This is a genomic window from Nonomuraea sp. NPDC050556 (assembly GCF_044457355.1).
Lineage (GTDB): Bacteria > Actinomycetota > Actinomycetes > Streptosporangiales > Streptosporangiaceae > Nonomuraea.
On record NZ_JBITGU010000003.1, the window covers coordinates 882,367 to 900,249 of the forward strand.

13 protein-coding genes are annotated in these 17,883 nt (G+C 69.9%); 8 read left to right on the forward strand and 5 right to left on the reverse strand.

The window, feature by feature from the left end:
• Positions 1–15 precede the first annotated feature (15 nt).
• The gene (locus ACIBG8_RS33185; RefSeq protein WP_397347004.1) at positions 16–501 is read left to right on the forward strand and encodes a glutathione peroxidase; all 486 of its coding nucleotides are present in this window, start codon (positions 16–18) and stop codon (positions 499–501) included.
• 396 nt (positions 502–897) lie between these two features.
• Here the strand turns inward: ACIBG8_RS33185 and ACIBG8_RS33190 are convergent, their stop codons facing one another.
• Entirely contained in the window at positions 898–1,944 is a 1,047-nt protein-coding gene (locus ACIBG8_RS33190; RefSeq protein WP_397347005.1) for a LacI family DNA-binding transcriptional regulator, read from the reverse strand.
• 168 nt (positions 1,945–2,112) lie between these two features.
• Here ACIBG8_RS33190 and ACIBG8_RS33195 point away from each other — a divergent pair, with 168 nt between their 5' ends.
• Entirely contained in the window at positions 2,113–3,327 is a 1,215-nt protein-coding gene (locus ACIBG8_RS33195) for an ABC transporter ATP-binding protein (RefSeq protein WP_397347006.1), read from the forward strand.
• Positions 3,328–3,394: 67 nt separating this feature from the next.
• On the opposite strand, the gene ACIBG8_RS33200 is transcribed toward ACIBG8_RS33195, so the two are convergent.
• Positions 3,395–5,215 (reverse strand): M48 family metallopeptidase, encoded by a 1,821-nt coding sequence (locus ACIBG8_RS33200; RefSeq protein WP_397347007.1) that lies wholly within the window; start codon positions 5,213–5,215, stop codon positions 3,395–3,397.
• Positions 5,216–5,291: 76 nt separating this feature from the next.
• Positions 5,292–6,044: an SDR family NAD(P)-dependent oxidoreductase gene (locus ACIBG8_RS33205; protein ID WP_397347008.1), complete on the reverse strand. Its 753-nt coding sequence runs from the start codon at positions 6,042–6,044 to the stop codon at positions 5,292–5,294.
• A 44-nt stretch (positions 6,045–6,088) separates the two neighbouring features.
• Between ACIBG8_RS33205 and ACIBG8_RS33210 the strand changes: the two genes are divergently transcribed.
• On the forward strand, positions 6,089–7,813 hold the full coding sequence (locus ACIBG8_RS33210; protein WP_397347009.1) for a CocE/NonD family hydrolase: 1,725 nt from the start codon (positions 6,089–6,091) through the stop codon (positions 7,811–7,813).
• Positions 7,814–8,327: 514 nt separating this feature from the next.
• Here the strand turns inward: ACIBG8_RS33210 and ACIBG8_RS33215 are convergent.
• Entirely contained in the window at positions 8,328–8,744 is a 417-nt protein-coding gene (locus ACIBG8_RS33215; RefSeq protein ID WP_397347010.1) for a DUF998 domain-containing protein, read from the reverse strand.
• A gap of 518 nt (positions 8,745–9,262) precedes the next feature.
• On the opposite strand from ACIBG8_RS33215, the gene ACIBG8_RS33220 reads away from it, so the two are divergent.
• Positions 9,263–9,889 carry a TetR/AcrR family transcriptional regulator C-terminal domain-containing protein gene (locus ACIBG8_RS33220; protein ID WP_397347011.1) on the forward strand — a complete coding sequence of 209 codons (627 nt, stop codon included), beginning with the start codon at positions 9,263–9,265 and terminating at the stop codon, positions 9,887–9,889.
• Positions 9,890–10,123: 234 nt separating this feature from the next.
• Entirely contained in the window at positions 10,124–12,130 is a 2,007-nt protein-coding gene (locus tag ACIBG8_RS33225; RefSeq protein WP_397347012.1) for an ATP-binding protein, read from the forward strand.
• Here ACIBG8_RS33225 and ACIBG8_RS33230 read toward each other — a convergent pair.
• Complete coding sequence (locus tag ACIBG8_RS33230; protein ID WP_397347013.1) at positions 12,127–13,512, reverse strand: alpha/beta hydrolase; 1,386 nt, start codon at positions 13,510–13,512, stop codon at positions 12,127–12,129. The genes ACIBG8_RS33225 and ACIBG8_RS33230 overlap by 4 nt on opposite strands.
• A gap of 675 nt (positions 13,513–14,187) precedes the next feature.
• On the opposite strand from ACIBG8_RS33230, the gene ACIBG8_RS33235 reads away from it, so the two are divergent.
• Genes ACIBG8_RS33235 through ACIBG8_RS33245 form a run of 3 tightly spaced genes read left to right on the forward strand, consistent with a single transcriptional unit; the run spans position 14,188 to position 17,559 of the window.
• Positions 14,188–15,675, forward strand: a complete 1,488-nt coding sequence (locus ACIBG8_RS33235; RefSeq protein WP_397347014.1) for a histidine kinase — start codon at positions 14,188–14,190, stop codon at positions 15,673–15,675.
• On the forward strand, positions 15,672–16,340 hold the full coding sequence (locus ACIBG8_RS33240; protein WP_397347015.1) for a response regulator: 669 nt from the start codon (positions 15,672–15,674) through the stop codon (positions 16,338–16,340). Before ACIBG8_RS33235 ends, ACIBG8_RS33240 begins: the two co-directional genes overlap by 4 nt.
• A 4-nt stretch (positions 16,341–16,344) precedes the next feature.
• Positions 16,345–17,559, forward strand: a complete 1,215-nt coding sequence (locus ACIBG8_RS33245; RefSeq protein WP_397347016.1) for an MFS transporter — start codon at positions 16,345–16,347, stop codon at positions 17,557–17,559.
• Positions 17,560–17,883 lie beyond the last annotated feature (324 nt).

Below are 17,883 nucleotides of genomic sequence, written 5' to 3' on the forward strand. Positions count from 1 at the left end.
GGGTAGGCTCGGATCATGAGCCTTCGCGACATCCCGGTCCGCACGCTGGCGGACGCCCCCACGACCCTGGCCTCCCTCGTCGGCGACAAGGCCGTCCTTCTGGTGAACGTGGCCTCCAAGTGCGGGCTGACGCCGCAGTACAGCGGGTTGGTCAAGCTGCAGGAGACGTATGGGCCGCGTGGATTCACCGTGGTCGGCGTGCCGTCCAACCAGTTCATGGGGCAGGAGCCGGGGTCGGCTGAGGAGATCCAGGAGTTCTGCTCGACGACTTACGGGGTGGACTTCCCGTTGCTGGAGAAGACCGACGTCAACGGCGACGCGCGGCACCCGCTGTACGAGGCGTTGACCGAGACCCCGGACGCGTCGGGGGAGGCGGGGGACGTGCAGTGGAACTTCGAGAAGTTCCTGGTGGACCGGGAGGGCGCCGTGGTGGCCCGCTTCCGCCCACGCACCACCCCCGACGACCCGGCCATCACAGAGGCCATCGAGAAGCTCCTCTAACCCCCGGCGCCTCCCTCCCTCGCCTGCCGCCTCCACCCATTCCTCACCCGCCTGCCCACCCTCCGCCCGCCCCTGGTCCTGCTGTGGCGAGCGACCTCTGGCAGTTCCCGTCTGCGCGGGTCTGGGTGGGTTTCGGTAGGCGGTCGACTGAGGATGCTGACCAAGAAGAGCGCCCATGGGCGGTGGCGAGGCGTCGCGCTGACGCTCGTCGGCGATATACCTCTCCATGACCACCTCGCGGCGTTGCGCTCGAGCTGCTCGGTGACAAGGTGATCCGCACTCTGCGGACACCTGTACGGCGAGGGGTCCCCGAACGGGGGAAACTGCCAGAGGTGGTCGGCCACAGCAGGACCGGGGGCGGTGGGTGGGCAGGCGGGCTTGTGAAGGAGCCTCGGGTCAGCGGTGGGGGCCGCAGCTGCCTCGGACGATGAGTTCGGTCGGGAGCACCACGCTGCGGGGTTTGCGGGTGCCCGCTCGCAACACCAGCTCCGCCGCCCTGTACCCGATGTCATGCCCGGGTTGGGCGATCACGGTCAACGGGGGAGAGCAGAGTTCCGCCCACGGGACGTCGTCGTACATGATCAAGGAGACGTCCTGCGGTACGCGCAGGTCCAGTTCTCTGGCGGCCAACACTGCGGCTTCGCCCAAGACGTTTCCGCCTGCCAATACGGCCGTCAGGTCGGGGCGGGTTTGGAAGAGGCCAGACGCGGCGGCGTACGCCGAGTCCCGGCTGCCGTCCGAGAAGACGATCAGCTCCTCGTCCACCGACGCCACTGTCTCCCTGAAGGCGGCCACCCGGCGCGGGTTCGCGGGGCCGCCCAGATAGGCGATGCGCCGGTGACCCAGCGCGCGCAGGTACTGCACCGCCGTACGGACACCTGATCGGTCGTCGGCCAGCACAGACGGCACGTCCAGCCGCGCGGCCTGCCGTACAGGACGAAGACCGTCCAACGCCTGCAGATCGTCCAAAGGGGTCCCGGCGGGCTCGGGCGAGATCAACGGGAGGCGGTCGGCGAAGACGACGGTCATGTCGGCGCGCAACGCGGGCCCCCACGTGTCCGCGCCACCCGACGGCACGGCGATGAGGCGGTCGACGCTCTGCTCCAGCAGCATCCCGATCGCCTCCGTCTCCTGCTCCGGGTCGTCGGCGGTGGATCCGAGAAGCACCGGTTCCCCCGCCGACCTGGCGCACGCGAGCACACCTTCGGCCAGCTGCCCGTAGAACGTGTCGGTCAAGTCAGGCACCAGCAGCCCGATGCCGCCGGTACGGCGCTGCCGCAGGTTGCGCCCGAGCGCGCTGGGCCGGTAGTCGAGCTGCGCCGCCACAGCCAGCACGCGCTCGCGGGTGGCCGCGCTGGCCGAGCCGCCCGACAGGACCCTGGACACGGTCGCGACGCCCACGCCTGCGGCCTCGGCCACGTCCTTGATGGTCGCCCTGTTCATGGAAACGATTCCATCATGCATTCCACGAGCGAACCAGCTCGAACCGATAACACCCAGGCACTCTTGACAGGGATGTCCGTTTCGGGTGAGATGCATGAAAACGTATCCACGTAAGTGGGAACCCCCGCAAAGATCCGGGCCCCTCGCCCGGGAGCGCGAAGGAATGTCATGGCATCCATCGTTCTGAGTAACGTCGACAAGATCTACGCCGGTGGCGTGAAGGCTGTGAACGGGCTCAACCTTGAGATCAAGGATGGCGAGTTCATGGTGCTGGTCGGCCCCTCCGGTTGCGGCAAGTCGACCGCACTCCGGATGATCGCCGGCCTTGAGGACATCTCGGGCGGCGAGATCTCCATCGGCGACAAGGTGGTCAACCACCTTCCGCCCAAGGACCGCGACATCGCGATGGTCTTCCAGAACTACGCGCTGTACCCGCACATGACGGTCGAGGAGAACCTCGCCTTCGGCCTCAAGCTCCGCAAGATGCCGAAGCCGGAGATCCAGAAGCGCGTCGGCGAGGCCGCCAAGATGCTCGGCCTCGAGAGCTACCTCAAGCGCAAGCCGGCCGCCCTGTCCGGTGGTCAGCGCCAGCGTGTCGCCATGGGCCGCGCCATCGTGCGTGAGCCGCAGGCCTTCCTCATGGACGAGCCGCTGTCCAACCTGGACGCCAAGCTCCGCGTCTCGATGCGCGCCTCGCTGAACACGCTGCACGAGCGCCTCGGTGTCACCACGGTCTACGTCACCCACGACCAGGTCGAGGCCATGACCCTCGGCGACCGCGTCTGCGTCCTGCGCGACGGTCTGCTGCAGCAGGTCGACACCCCGCAGAACCTGTTCGACAAGCCGGTCAACCTGTTCGTCGCCGGCTTCATGGGTTCGCCCTCGATGAACTTCGTCACCGCCGAGCTCGTCCGCGACGGCGGCGCCGCCGTGACGTTCGCCGACATCAAGCTGAACATCCCCGAGTCGACCTTCAGCGAGAAGCCCGGCCTCGACCAGTACATCGGCAAGAAGATCATCCTCGGCATCCGTCCCTCGGACTTCGAGGACTCCACCGCCGCGGGCCAGCACGCCAACGGCTGGGCCACGCTGCCCGTCAAGGCCGAGGTCACCGAGGAGCTGGGCTCCGAGATCAACGTGCTGTTCCTGATCGACGCCCCGCCGGTCGAGCACGCCGACACCGCCGCGGCCGCGGACACCGAGGACGACGAGGCGGCCCTGCCGCTGGTGGGCGACAAGTCCCTGTGGACCGCCCGCGTCAACGCCCGCAGCCACGTGCGCCCCGGCCAGAACATCGAGCTGGTCATCGACACGCACAACCTGCACTTCTTCGACCCGGCGTCCGGTCTGGCCATCGGCCACGAGGCCAACATCGGTCGCTAACCGGACCGCGTTCCTACGCGTCCGTCCGAGCCCCTCACCGCGACCCCCTCCCGCGGTGGGGGGCTCTTCACATCTGGCGCAGGACGCTGATGACGATCTCCCGGCTGTCCTTGGACAGGAACTCGCTCGACATCCGCTCCTGGACCTGCAGGACCCCGCCGTCGTGCAGCCGGATCTCGGCGCGCAACGGGATCTCGCGCGTGACGCTCGCCTCCGCGATCTCCTCGTAGGGGATGAACCGGTGGTTGGCCGCCAGCCAGTCCGCGGACGCCTGCCCGACGAGCGCCTCCAGCCTGCGCTGCCCGTCGTCGGCCGAGCCCGGGTTCGCGATGAGCACGAAACCCTCGGTCAGCGCGAGGAGATCGTGCTCCGTACCGTCGACCTTCACGTTGGCGGCGCCCGCCATCACCGACGACCCGGCCGCGGTGCGCGACTGCTCGGCCAGCTCGGCCGCGTGCGGGTCGACACCCAGCTCCAGCAGTTTCGCCCGCGCCTTGGCCACGCCGCCCGGCGCGACCGCGAGCGCCGCGGCGACCTCCAGCTCCTCGCCGATCGGCGGGACGAGCGTCGCGGGGCCCGACCACGAGAGCTGGAACGCCGTCGCGCCCGAGCGCACCGCCGCCAGCACCATCAGCGTCTCCACCTGATCGGCGAACAACGCCTCCACCTCGCGCCTCGTGGCCGTCCTGTGGAACGGCTGCGCCAGTTCGGCCAGCCGTCCCGCCTCGATCGCGTCGAGCACGTCGGACAGCGTGAGCCGCTCGTGCCCGGTGACCCGCCTGATCGCGCGGAAGACGACGTCGCCGTCGCGCTGCAGGTCGGCGGCGAGCGCGGCGGGGATGAACGCGGCCCACGGCAGCACCGTGCGACCGTCGAGGTCGAACAGCAGGTCCTGGATCGCCCTGCCCGCCTCGGCCAGGTCGGGAACGAGGGCGGCGGCCGGCCGGTCGTCGGGCGCGGCGCCCGGGTCGGGCAGCGCGTCCATCGCGGCGACCCGCACGGCGGTGGGCGGGTGGGTGTCCCAGATCGAGGCCACCTCCTCGTCCGGCTCGGCGCGCAACGCCTCCAGCTCCGAGGCGCGTGCGTGCACCATGGCGGCGAAACCGGCGAAGACGTCATCTGGTGCGTACCCGAGCTCCCAGCCCGTCGAGACGTAGGCGTCGTGGAAGAACTCCCAGGCCGCGTCGAGGACGGGCAGCTCCAGCATCACGCTGCGCGCCGCGGTACGGCCGGCCAGCCGTACGGACGCCTCGTCCGCCTGGAGTTCCTGGCGGCGGGAGACCGCGTTGTCGGCGAGCAGGTAGAGCCTGGCGTAGCCCTTGAACACCCAGCCCACGGGGTTGTACGGGCCGATCCTGGACAGGGTGCCGCCGATCGCGAGCCTGCCGCGGTAGGCGACCTCGCCGAGCCTGGTGTGGCTGTGGGAGTAGTGGCCGAGCTCGTGCGCCAGCACCGCGCGGAGCTGGCCGACGGTGAGCGTGTGCAGCAGCGGGAGGCCGATGTACATGATCCGGTGGCCGCCGACCAGGCCGAACAGCTTGGCGTCCTCGGAGACGGCCGCGTTGACCTCGGGGACGAGGCGGATCTCGTCCGGGGGCCTGGTGCCGATCTCGGTGGCCAGGTCGGTGACCGTACGCCACAGGTCGGGCTCGCGGGCGGCGGTCACGGGCAGGCCCTCGGGGGGTTCCGGCCTGGCGCGGAGCGCCTTCCACAGGGCGCCGCCGGCGCCGCCGACCACGGCGAGGACCAGGGGGACCATCAGCTTGACCGCGATCACGCCGGTGGTCAGGGTGGCGATGAGCACGCCCGCCCAGACGGCGCCGCCGAGAATGGCGAGCGCGACGACGAAGAAACCGGCGAGCAGGGTCAGGGAAATGGCGGCGCGCATGGGGGGGGGTCGTCCGTTCGTATGTCGAAATATCGCGACAAACTTACAGACGGGCGGATTGTTTGTCCCCTCGGTTTTATCGGCGGCTCAGCCTGCGGTTGACCGCCTGCTGGACGCTGGACGGCACGAGCTGGCCGACGGCGACGATCGCCTTGTAAAGGGCGCCGGGTACGCTGGCGGCCTTGCCCATCGCCAGGTCGCGCATCGCCGTTTTGGCGACGTCGTCGGCGTTGAGCCACAGAAACTCCGGAATGCCGGACATATCCATGGATGCGCGCTCGTGGAACTCCGTGTGCACGAAACCGGGGCACAACGCCATCACCTTGACGCGCGGGTTCTTCATCTCCGAGGCGACGGCCTCGCTGAAGCTGAGCACCCACGACTTCGACGCGCCGTAGGTGCCGCGGTTGAAGTAGGCGGCCACCGAGGCGACGTTGATGATCCCGCCCCGCCCGCGCGCCTCGATCACCGGCAGCGCGGCCAGCGTGAGCCGCAGCACCGCCTCGCAGTGGACCTTGAGCATCGCCAGCTCGTCCTCCAGCGGGACGGTCAGGAACGCCTTCTCGTGGGCGAACCCGGCGTTGTTCACCAGGAGGTCGACGCCGTCCGCGATGCGCGCCTCGACGCGCTCCAGTCCCTGGTTCGTGGCCAGGTCGGCGGGGAGGATCTCGACGGCCACGCCGTACCGGAGCTTGAGCGTGCCGGCCGACGAGGCGAGCCTGCTCTCGTCGCGGGCCACGAGGACGAGCGAGAAGCCGTCGGCGGCCAGCCGGCGGGCGAAGGCAGCGCCGATGCCGGCGGTGGCGCCGGTGATGAGTGCGGTAGGCATGTCCGCAGCTTGCCATACGGGGTGGGGGTGGCGAGACTGGCGACATGATCATCTTATCGAAGCTGTGCGCGGTGGTGGTGCTGTTGTTGACCTCCCTGGTCGGTTCGCCTGCCTACGACACGGCGATCAAGGAGACGGCCTGGGTGGAGCTCGACGTCGACCTGGACCGGGACGGCCACAAGGACCGCCTCGCCGCGGACATCATCCGTCCTTCCTCGGCGGGCCGGGTGCCCGTGCTGATGGACATCAGCCCTTATTACGCTTGCTGCGGACGTGGCAACGAGGCGCAGAAGAAGACCTACGACGCCGACGGCAAGCCCGTCGCCTTTCCCCTTTATTACGACAACTACTTCGTGCCGAGGGGCTATGCCGTACTCCTGGTGGACATGTCCGGCACCAACCGGTCCACCGGCTGTATGGACGACGGTGGTCCGTACGATCTCGCTGCCGGGGCGCAGGTGATCAAGTGGCTGAACGGCAAGGCGCGTGCGTTTTCCGCTCCCTTCGGCGGAACGCCGGTCTCTTCCGGCTGGTCCACTGGAAACGTCGGCATCTGGGGTAAGTCGCACGACGGGTGGTTGGCCAACGGCATCGCCACCACCGGGGTGGAGGGGTTGAAGGCGGTCGTTTCGATCGCCGGGGTCACCGATATTTACCAGACTTATAACGACAACGGCGCGTGGGTCGGGACCTATGAGGGCGGGCCGCCGCTGTACAACGAGCGGGCGCAGAAGCTGTGCAAGCCTCTGGAGGCGGAGCTGGCCAGGCAGAAGGGGACCAGTGGTGACTGGAACCGGTACTGGCAGGAGCGTCATTACCCGAGCAAGGCGTCGTCCGTACGGGCTGCGGTGTTCGCCACGCAGGGGTTCAACGACCTCGCGGTGAAGCCGACGAACTTCTCGCAGTGGTGGGAGGCTTTGCGCGTGCCGCGTAAGGCGTGGCTTTTCCAGGGTGGGCACGCGGACCCGTTCGACCTGCGCAGGGCTGACTATGTGGAGACCGTGGGACGGTGGTTCGACAGGTGGCTCCTGGGTGTACCGAACGGGGTGGAACGCGAGCCGGCCGTGAAGATCGAGCACGCCGTGGACGAGTGGCGCGACGAACCCACCTGGCCTGCCCCCGGAAATTTCCGCACATGGTGGCCCAAATCCGACGGCACCCTCTCCGGAACCCCCTCGCCCGGCACAACGACCTTCCAGGACGACCCGTCGGTGGGACGCTTCGAATGGCTCAGCGATGACTCACTGGCTCGCGTCCTCTACACCTCCCCACCCCTGACCACTGACACCCGCCTGTCCGGGGTCGGTACGGTGACCGTCACCATGAAGTCCTCAACCCCGGTCGCGCGGGTGGGCGTCTTGGTGGTGGACTACGGCCCCGCCGTGATCCGTAATGTGGACTTCACCGGCAAGGTCGGCATCAGGAACCTGGACACCCGTTCGTGCTGGGGTTCCAGCAGCGACGTGGACAGCGCCTGCTACCTGGACACGGTGCCCGACACCGTGTCCGTGGACCGGGAGATCGTCTCCGTAGCCTGGGCCGACCTGGGCCATTACGCCAGCCGCCGCCACCAGGTGCCGCTGAGGGCGGATCGTTATTACACGATGCGCTTCGACCTGTCACCACTGGACCACATCGTCCCGGCAGGCCACCGTCTGGGCTTGATCATCGGCGGAACCGACTACTGGGAGTTCTTGACCCCAGGCGACCGCCCAACCCTGACCGTCAACCTCTCCCAAACCTCCCTAACCCTCCCCACAGCCCACTAACCCACCCAGGCCTCCAACCCGGGGCCCCACATCTCTTGGACCACAGCACCAGGCCCACACTCGCTGGGTCACAGCGGCGGGCCCGCACTCCTCGGGCCCGCCGCCCCGAGCCCCACCACCTTGGGCCCCACCTTCGACCTGGACGCCCTACCACCGCCTCGTGCCCACACCTGTCGGGCCACAACCTCAGGGCCCGCGCTCCTCAGGCCCGCTGCCCGAGCCCGCCGCCATCAGGCACCACTGCCGCCTCGGGCTCGTACCCGGCACTCCCTGGGCCAGCGCTCCGAGGGCCCTGCGGCCTCAGGCCTCACCGCCTCAGGCCCCACCGCCTCAGGCCCAGCACTTGGGCTCAACCGCCACCTGGCACACCGCCCCCACTCGTGTTCCAAGCCGTAGGGGACGGTTGCCCTCAGAACGGCTCGCTCGTCCTCCCACAAGCCGCCGCCCGCCCCCAGGCTGAGCAGCACCCCCTCAAGCGACGGCCCAGGGCCCGGCCCCCCGCTACACCGTACGGTCACCATCGGTCTGCCAACCCAACACCCCCAGCGACAAAGAGCAGCCCAGCGACAACGAACGTGACGACCTGCACCCACCCCCAGCCACCGAGACTCAGCAGGCTGAGCGGATGGACACGCGGATTGAACCCGGGCCGCGTGTAGTCCTGGACAAGCACAGCCCCCAGAAAGAACGGCCCAGCCACCGCCCCACACCGAAGCAGGTTACGTAACACCAACGCCTCCTTAGCATTGCTAAGGCGATGCTCCCTTAGCAGCGCTAAGCTGTCAACCACCCCCCTTAGCACCGCTAAGCACCCAACCAAACCCCCACGCCACCGCCCCCAAGCCCGCCCCCAAGCCCACCGGCCATCCGGCCGATCAGCCATACGGTCCATCAGCGATACGACCGCTCGGCCATACGACCGCTCGGCCATACGACCGCTCGGCCATACGACCGCTCGGCCATACGGCCGTTAGGCCTTACGGTCCATCGGCCACGCAGTCCGCCATCCAGGCCGCCCGCCGCTCGCGCGTTCCGCCGCCCACGCGCTGCGGCCGCCGTCTGCGTGGCCCGAGACGCCCACTGTCTGGGCGGTCCGTCGCCAACACGGTCCGTCACTCGCGCTGCCCGCACGGCCCACCTGGCTGCCCGCGGCCCACACTGTCGGCCGCGTCCGCCGCCTGCGCAGTCCGGTGCCCGATGACCGGTGCCCGGTGCGATGTGTGAGCTTGCGGTGCCCGGTGTGTGCTCGTGGTGCGTGGTGTGCGCTCGCGGTCATGGCGTGCGTTAGGGGCCGCCCCAGCGGCCCGCCTCGCTGCCATCGCCCGCCAGCGCAAGCGCCCACATCCACTCTCCCGCGCTCCAGTAGGGGTCCAAGCCGCAGGCGCCAACCACGCGCGCCCCAGCAGCACTGGCTGCTGGGGTGGGTTTAGCGGCGCTAAGGTGGCGGGGATGGGTGAGAACAAGAGGCCGGGGCTTTCCAGGCACATGCTGATCGAGACGGCGCTTCGGTTGCTTGACGAGGTGGGGCTCGAGGGGCTCACCGTGCGCCGGTTGGCCACCGAGCTGGGGGTGCAGTCCCCGGCGCTCTACTGGCACATCCGGACCAAGCAGGAACTGCTGGACGGTATGGCCGACGAGATCGTCCTCGCGGCAGGTATGGGGCCGCCGCGGGAGGGGGAGAGCTGGCAGGAATGGCTCATGCGGCGGGCGCACGCCTACCGCGGGTCGTTGCTGGCGCATCGGGACGGGGCTCGGGTGGTGGCCAATGCGGCGAGCCTCAGTCCTGAGACTGTCCGGTTGTTCAATGAGGAGTTGGACGCGTTGGTGGGGCGGGGGTTCACGCCTGTGCTGGCGTTGCGGACCATTGCTGCGCTCACGAGGTACATCAATGGGTTCGTGTTGCAGGAGCAGTCGGAGCGGCTCGACTCCGGGATCGCGCCGGAGCGGCTGGGGGCGACGTTGCTGGCGGCGCTGGTCGAAGGGGGGGATCCGTTGGGGCTGGAGGCGTTCGACCATGGGTTGCGGGCGCTGATCGACGGGACTTCGGTGGCGTTGAGGGGGAGTGATCCGTCCTGACGGGCGGTGGGGGCTCATCGGGTCGCAACCCTCGGGTGCGTGGTGAGGTCTACGACGTATACGCAGGGTCGTTCACGTGAGCGCGGAGGAAGAGCGTCTGGTTGAGGGCGTGCCAAAGGGGAGAGAAGGCGCCCACAGCGAGGTAAAAGGCGAAGTCGGGGTGCGGCAACAGTAGGGGTGGGCTGGGGTCGCCGGGGCGGTGCTGTTAGGGGGTGGGCGGCGTAACATGCCCTGATGGGCAACCTTCCTGCCGAGGTGACAAGCTTCGTCGGGCGCCAGCGAGACCAAGAAGCCATCACCACCCTCCTCCAATCCACCCGCCTCATCACCCTCACCGGCGTAGGCGGCGTAGGCAAGACCAGGCTCGCCGTACGAGCCGCCAGAGCCACCGAGCAACTCTTCCCCGACGGCGCCTGGCTGGTGGAGCTCTCCTCCCTCCAGGACCCCGCGCTCCTCGGCCACACCGTCAGCGCCGCCCTCCGCGTAGCCGACCAGGCCGCCCGCCCCCAGACGGAGGTGCTGGCCGAATACCTGCATGACCGCGAGCTCCTCCTCATCCTCGACACCTGCGAGCACCTGGTCGACGCCTGCGCCGACCTCACCGAGACGATCCTGCGCGCCGCCCCCGGGGTGACCGTCATGACCACGACGAGGCATCCCCTCGGCGTCCCTGGCGAGGCCTGCTGGGTGGTGGAACCGCTGGAGGCGGTCGACGCGGTGACCCTGTTCACCGAGCGAGCCGAGGCCAGCGCGGCCGGTTTCGTCGCCACGCCCGACGTGGTCCGCCTGTGCGAGTGGCTCGACGGCATCCCGCTGGCGATCGAGCTGGCTGCCGTACGGCTCCGCTCCCTGTCGGTGGCGCAGATCCTGGACCGGTTCGGTGACCGGTTCCGCCTCCTGTCCGGCGGCAGCCGTACCAGACTGGCCCGTCATCAGACGTTGCGCACGGCGGTCGGCTGGAGTCACGAGCTGTGCGGGCCGCTGGAGCGGCTGATGTGGGCGCGGTTGTCGGTGTTCTGTGGCGGTTTCGACCTGGAGGCGGCGCAGGCGGTGTGCGCCGAGCTGGACCCGTCGGCGGGGATCGACGCCATGCTCGTGGAGGAGCTGCTGGCCGGTCTGCTGGAAAAGTCCGTTGTACGGCGGAGCCGCGACGGCAGGTACGCCATGCTCGACACGGTCCGCGAGTACGGCGCCGACTGGCTGGTCAGGCTGGATGAGCGCGACGCGGTGCGGCGCCGCCACCGCGACCACTTCCTGGGCCTGGCCAGGCAGTTCGACGCCGAGTGGTTCGGCCCAGACCAGGTCGCCTGGCACTCCAGGATGACCAGGGAACTGCCCAACCTGCGCGCCGCCCTCGACTTCTGCTTCGGCTCCAGCGCCGAGCACGCGGTCGGGCTCGATCTGGCCGGACGGCTGGCCTACTTCTGGATGGCGGGCGGCGTCGTCTCGGAGGGCAGGCATCATCTGAAGCGGGCGCTCGCCCACAACCCCCGTCCCGGACCGCAGCGAAACAGGGCATTGTGGGCATGCTCCTGGCTTAGCAACGTTCAGGAGGACCTCGACGAGGCCAACGACCTGGCCACCGAGTGCATGGTGGAGGCGCAGGCCGTCGGCGACGCGGAGGCGGCGGGCTGGGCGATGGCCGTGTGCGCGATCACCGGCATCTACCGCGGCCAGATCAGCGAGGCGCTCGCCCTCTACTCGCGCGCCGAGGCGATCCACGCGCCGGGCGCCGGGCTCGCCTACACGCTTGTCGGCCAGGCCTTCACCCTCAGCAGCCTCGGCAGGCCCGAGGAAGCCCTGCGCTGCCTCGAACGGCTGCGCACGATGTGCGCCGAGGAGGGGGAGGTGTGGCTGGGCTCGTTCGGCGACTGGATCCGCGCGCTGATCGAGCTGGGGCTGGGCAACGCGGCAGCCGCCGACCGGTTCGGCCGCGACAGCCTGCGCGTCAAGCACCTGCTCAGCGACAGCATCGGGGTGGCGCTGGTGGTCGCGACGCTGGCCGGAGCGGCCGCCGGGCTGGGCGACCCGGAGCGCACCGCCCGCCTGCTGGGCATCGTGGCGCTGGTGGAGCACACCTTCGGCCTGCGGCTGTCCGTCGCCCACCTCAGCGTGATCAGGGAGAACGCGGAACGGGAGGCGCGGCTGCGGCTGGGGGACGAGACGTTCGACACCGTCTTCGCGGAGAGCAGATGCCGGGACCTCGACGAGGCCCTGTGCTACGCGCTCACCGGGGTCTAACAGGTCGTGTCGGTCGCGGGGAGCCTGCCGGTGACCAGGTAGCGGTTGACTGCCGTGTCGATGCAGGCGTTGCGCGGTGCGAACAGCCCGCCGTACACCGTGTGCCGGAAAGCCCCGCGCAGCGTCACCATCCGCGAGCCGGTCAGCGCCCGGTGCGCGGAAAGCTGGCCCGGGTACGGCGCGCCGGGGTCGCCGGTGGCGCCGACCATGAGCACGGGTACGGCGTTGCCGACCCGCACCGGCGGCTCGGCCGGGGCGACCGGCCAGAACGAGCAGGGCGTCAGGTTGCGCAGCAGCGGTCCGAACAGCGCCTCGTCGGTGCGGTGCGCCTGGATGTCGCGGTAATAGGTCTCCGGGTCCCGGGACGCCGCCCGGTCGGCGCACATGATCGCGGTCTGCGCGCTGGCCGCTCCGCCCGCGTCCGGCGCAGACATCCCGCTCAGCACCTGCTCCAGGACCGGCGTGAGCTTGACGTCCCGCCCGAGTGCGGCGTCACGCAGCACCCGGACGTCGGCGGAGAAGCTGGAGTACGCCGCGTCGTCGTCCCCCGCCGTGACCGAGAACAGGATCAACGGGAGCATCCGGGCGTCCACCTGGAACCGGCCCACCTTGAACGGCCCGCGGTCGATCGACCGCACCGTGGCCAGGACCTCTTCCGTGGTGTCGCCCAGTTTCTGGTGGTTTCGCGCCGCCCATCGCGCCCAGTTGCGCAGCGCGCCGTTCACCGCCGGGCCCTGGGTGCGCGACAGGTCGGGGCCGAACAGCGCCGGGTCGACCACGCTGTCCAGCACCACCCGGTCGGCGCGGCGCGGGAAGAGCTGCAGGTAGAGGGCGCCCAGGTAGGTGCCGTAGGAGGAGCCGAGGTAGGACAGCCGCGACTCGCCGAGCGCGGCCCTGATCGTGTCCATGTCCCGCGCGGTGTTGGCGGTGGAGGCGTGGGGGAGGACGCTCTTGTGTACGGCGCAGCGGGACGCGAGGTCCTTGGCCAGCGCCACGCCCTGGTCGAACGTGCGCCGGTCGTGACCGGCAGAGCCGACGAAGCCGGTGGGCCAGCGGCAGTCCAGTTGCTGGCTGCTGCCGACGAAGCGGGGGTCCATGCCGATCAGGTCGTAGCGGGCGGCGACGGCGGGGGCTGCTTTGGCGACCAGCGGGGTGAGGGTTCTCGCTGGGACGCCTGGGCCGCCGGGGTTGTAGAGCAGGACGCCACGTCTGTGTTTGGGGTCGGTCGCTTTGAGGCGCGAGATCGCGATCTTGATGGTTTTGCCGGTTGGGTGGGTGTAGTCGAGGGGCACGGTGATCTCGGCGCAGTCCGCTTTGGCCGCTTGGAGCTGCTCATCATCACACCCATGCCACCCGACCGCCTGCCCCGCTGTATGGGTCACGGAGGTCGCTCCGCGGGTCGCGGGGGTTGCTCCGAGAGGCGCGGTGGTTGTCTCGGCGGTCACGGCCGCTGCCCCGAGGGGCGCGAAAGTTGCCCCCCGTGTTGTGGGGGTTGCGCCGAGGGGCGCGGAGGTCGCTCCCCGCGTCGTGGGCATCGGCCCGTGGGCCGTAGGCGTCGCTGCGTGGGTCGTTCCGCGTGTCGCGGGCGTTGCCTCTTGGGCGACAGACGCTGCCCAGAGGGTCGCGGAGATGGCTCCGCGTGTTGCAGGCATCGCCCCGTGGGTCGCAGGCGTCGTTCCGCGCGTTGCGGGCTCGGCCTCTTGGGTGGCGGCAGACGCTACCCCGTGGGCCGCAGGCGTCGCTTCGCGTGTTGTGGGCGTTGCTGCGTGGGGTGTGGGGGTTGTGTCTGTGGGCGGTGCGGTGGGTTGGGTGCTGCCCAGTAGTACTGCTCCGGCGATGATCAGCTTGCCTGGAAGCATCGAGAAGTCCTCCTCCGATAGGTAGGACCACGAAGCTAGTCATTCCTCCCGGCGCGGCGCGTCAGCTCCCGGTCGGCTTTCCCGCCGCCTCGCTCGCGGCCCGCCGTACCCTGTCTGACCTGCACGTACGGCATCAGCCGTACGACTGGGGGATGACTTTCGCGCAGTCATTCCCTCGCGCCGATTAGGTTGGGCGCCATGAAGCGGACGGGGTGGGACGCGGTGCTGGCGGCTGGGGTCCTGGTGGCCGGGTTGGGGTTGAACGGTCAGGTCTATCCCGGTCCGTCGCCGCTCTACCTGCATGTCGCTCTCGCGCTGCCGCTCGTCTGGCGGCGGCGCGCCCCCGTGGCCGTTCTCTGCGCCATCTCCGTCGTGGCCTTCGCGCAGTGGGTCGCCGACGTGCAGTTGGTCACCGACGTGGCGTTGCTGGTCGCGCTCTATACAGTCGCCGCGCGCACCACCTGGCGGCGTACGCTCCTGGCTGCTGCGGTCGTCGAGGTGGGGGTGGTGCTGGCGTCCCTGCGGTGGGCGTTGCCGACCGGGAGTCTGGTCAACTCGCTCGTCTTCCTGACCGCGATGGTCGTCGCCGCCGTCGCCACGGGGACCAACATGCGCCTGCGCCGGGCCCATCTGGCCAGGCTGAAGGACGAGCGTGACCAGCGGGCGATGCTGGCTGTGGCGGGGGAGCGGGCGCGTATCGCCCGGGAAATGCATGACATCGTCACCCATAACCTGTCCGTCATGGTCGCCCTCGCGGACGCCGCCGTCATCGCCCAGCCCCGCGCCCCTGACCGCGCCACCGCCGCCATGACCCAGATCGCCGAAACGGGCCGCCAGGCACTGACCGACATGCACCACACCCTGGGTGCCCTCCGCACCCCTGACGCCCCACCGCCATCCACCACCCACATCTCGGCCGCCTCACGATCCGCCACCCACATCTCGACCGCCTCACCACCCGCCACCCACTCCCAGGCCACGTCACCACGCGACACTCCGGACCTCCGCCCCAAGGTCGTCTCGCCACTCGATCCCTCTGACCAGCGCGAGGCACCTCATGCCCTCGACCTCCTGTCCACGCCGCCACACGCAGGCCCGGGGAGGCCACGAGCAGGCTTGGCGATGTCGCAGGAAGATCCCGCAAGGCCACAAGCAAGCCCGCCGAGGTCACACGCACGCCCCGCAATGCCACACGCACGTCCTGCAAGCTCACACGAAAGCCCGCCGACGCCACACGCGGGCTCCCCGGTGCCGCACGTGGCCTTTGCGACCGAGTGCGACGCCCCCGCGGAGCGGCACCCCCTGCCGGGGCTCGCCGAGCTGGACGCGTTGGTCGCGCAGATGGACGCCGCAGGCCTCCCGACCAGCCTCGACGTGACCGGAAACCCCGACCACACCACGGCCGGACTCCAGCTGACCATCTACCGCCTAACCCAAGAAGCCCTCACCAACACCCTCAAACACGCCCCACCAGGCTCCCGAGCCACCGTAGCCATCCACTGCGCCCCGGAAACGGTCACCGTACAGATCACCGACCACCCCACGTCAGGGCACCACGCCTCCAGGCACGGCATCCTCGGCATGCGGGAACGCGCCGCCGCCTACGGCGGAACCCTCGAGGCGGGCCCCCTCCCGGGCCACGGCTGGCGAGTCGCGGCCACCCTCCACCCAGAGGCAGTCCGGTGACGATCAGAGTGCTCCTGGCCGACGACGAGCCGCTCCTGCGCATGGCCTTCTCCATGGTCCTCGAAGCCCAGCCCGACATGGAAGCCGTAGGCGAAGCAGCCGATGGCGCGGAAGCCGTACGGCTGGCAAGACGCCTCCGCCCCGACGTGGTCCTCATGGACGTCCGCATGCCGGGCACGGACGGCATCCAGGCCACGGAAAAGATCCTCCGCGACCGCCGCCAGACCAGGGTCCTCATCCTCACCACCTTCGACCTCGACGAGTACGCCTTCGCCGCCCTCCGCGCAGGAGCCTCCGGCTTCTTGCTGAAGAACGCCAGACCCGACGAGCTCCTGGCCGCGATCAGGAACGTCGCGGCGGGCGAGGCCGCCCTGTCGCCCCGCATCACCCGCCACATGCTGGACACCTTCGCCCACCAGCTGGGACCGCCCCCGGAAGAGGACCCCCGCCTGCACCGGCTGACCCCGCGCGAGCTGGACGTCCTCGTCGAAGTCGGCCGGGGCCTGTCCAACGCGGAGATCGCCGCGGCTCTGCACCTCGCGGAGGCGACCGTGAAGACCCACCTCGGACGCGTCCTGACCAAGCTGGAGCTGCGCGACCGCGTCCAGGCCGTCGTTTTCGCCCACCAGAACAGGCTTGTGTCCCACGAAGATCGGCGAGAATGAACCGATGTCTCTATGGCGAAACAGGAACTACACCATCTTCCTCGCGATTCAGGCGCTGTCCGTCGCGGGTGACTCCTTCTCCTTGATCGCCATCCCGCTGCTGGTCCTGCATGAGACCGGGTCCGTCGTCCAGATGGGCGTGTTGACCGGCGCGGCTGGCGTTGCCTCCCTTCTCACCGGAACGTTCGCCGGCGTGATCGCCGACCGCCTCGACAGGAAACGCCTCCTGATCGTCTGCGACCTCGCCAGAGCCGTCCTTTACGGGATGGTCCCGCTGGTGTGGATCCTTTCGCCGCAGATCTGGCTCCTGTACGTGGTCGTCCCGCTCGGCGCGGCCGTAGGCATGATCTTCCAGGTCACCTACGTCACCGTGGTCCCGAGCCTGGTGGAGAAGGAGCAGCTCACCCAGGCCAACGGCCGCCTCTACGCGGTCTACTCCGCGGCCGGGGTCGGCGGGCCCGCGCTGGCCGGTCTCGCCTCGCAGCTGTACGGCCCGGCCGTGGCGCTGGGCATCGACGCGGTGAGCTTCGTGATCTCCGCCGTGGGCCTGTACTTCGTCCGCATCCGCGCCACCGAGGAGGCCGCGAAGGCGGTGGATCGGGGCGGTTTCTTTGACGGCGCCCGGTTTCTGTGGCGGCACCCGGTGCTCCGTACGCTGACGATCTTGTTGACGTTCTACATCTTCCTCACCACCGGCCTGGACGACATCGTCATCTACTACCTCAAGCACGACCTCGGCCAGAACGACGACGCCGTGGGGGTGGTCCTGGCGTGCGCGGCGCTCGGGTCGGTGGCCGGGGCGGCGGTGGTGGCAACCGTACGCAAGAAGCTCGGCTTCGGCGCGACCTGGATCGCGGCCATCGCGCTGTCGGGCCTCGCGATCGCCGGCGTCGGCCTGGCACCGGGGGCGGTGGGCATCGCGGCGGCGATGACCGGTTTCCTGTTCTCCGGGGCGATCGGGGGGATCTGCTCGCAGTCGCTACGGCAGGAGGTCACGCCGAGCCACCTGCTGGGGCGCGTCACGTCGGCGTTCTGGACCATCCACTACGCGCTCGGCCCGGTGGGCGCGGCGGTCCTTACGCTGGCGGTGGCGGGGTACGGCGTGCCGGCCGTGGCCGCGGCGGCGGGGTCGGGCATCCTGCTGATCGCCCTGGCCGGCACCCTGACCCCCGTCAGACGCCCCCACCCGGAAACCATCACCCCGGCCGAGGGCACATAACCCCTACCGAAAGAGACGAGTAGAACGCCGCCCCCGCGCATGGCCGCCCCCGCGCATGGCCGCCCCTGCGCATGGCTGGCCCTGAGCGTGGCTGGCCCCTGAGCGCGGTGACCAGCGAGCTCGACGGGAGCGCGAGGACCGGCGAGCGCGCCAAGAGATGCGACATACGGGTAGGGCGGAGCAATCGCGCCGCCATCGGGCACGCCGTCACCCGCCTTGCAACGCGCCTCTCACGGACCGGTGCCCGCGCCACCCACGCGCCTGTGCCCGCGCCACCCACGCGTCTGTGCTCGCCAGGAGCCGGTGCCCGCAGGGGGCGGTGTC

Bases quoted from the DNA above. Each gene is read 5' to 3' on its own strand.
- ACIBG8_RS33185 (WP_397347004.1), top strand. From the start codon at position 16: ATGAGCCTTCGCGACATCCCGGTCCGCACGCTGGCGGACGCCCCCACG.
- ACIBG8_RS33190 (WP_397347005.1), bottom strand. From the start codon at position 1,944: ATGAACAGGGCGACCATCAAGGACGTGGCCGAGGCCGCAGGCGTGGGC.
- ACIBG8_RS33195 (WP_397347006.1), top strand. From the start codon at position 2,113: ATGGCATCCATCGTTCTGAGTAACGTCGACAAGATCTACGCCGGTGGC.
- ACIBG8_RS33200 (WP_397347007.1), bottom strand. From the start codon at position 5,215: ATGCGCGCCGCCATTTCCCTGACCCTGCTCGCCGGTTTCTTCGTCGTC.
- ACIBG8_RS33205 (WP_397347008.1), bottom strand. From the start codon at position 6,044: ATGCCTACCGCACTCATCACCGGCGCCACCGCCGGCATCGGCGCTGCC.
- ACIBG8_RS33210 (WP_397347009.1), top strand. From the start codon at position 6,089: ATGATCATCTTATCGAAGCTGTGCGCGGTGGTGGTGCTGTTGTTGACC.
- ACIBG8_RS33215 (WP_397347010.1), bottom strand. From the start codon at position 8,744: ATGGCCGAGCGGTCGTATGGCCGAGCGGTCGTATCGCTGATGGACCGT.
- ACIBG8_RS33220 (WP_397347011.1), top strand. From the start codon at position 9,263: ATGGGTGAGAACAAGAGGCCGGGGCTTTCCAGGCACATGCTGATCGAG.
- ACIBG8_RS33225 (WP_397347012.1), top strand. From the start codon at position 10,124: ATGGGCAACCTTCCTGCCGAGGTGACAAGCTTCGTCGGGCGCCAGCGA.
- ACIBG8_RS33235 (WP_397347014.1), top strand. From the start codon at position 14,188: ATGAAGCGGACGGGGTGGGACGCGGTGCTGGCGGCTGGGGTCCTGGTG.
- ACIBG8_RS33245 (WP_397347016.1), top strand. From the start codon at position 16,345: ATGTCTCTATGGCGAAACAGGAACTACACCATCTTCCTCGCGATTCAG.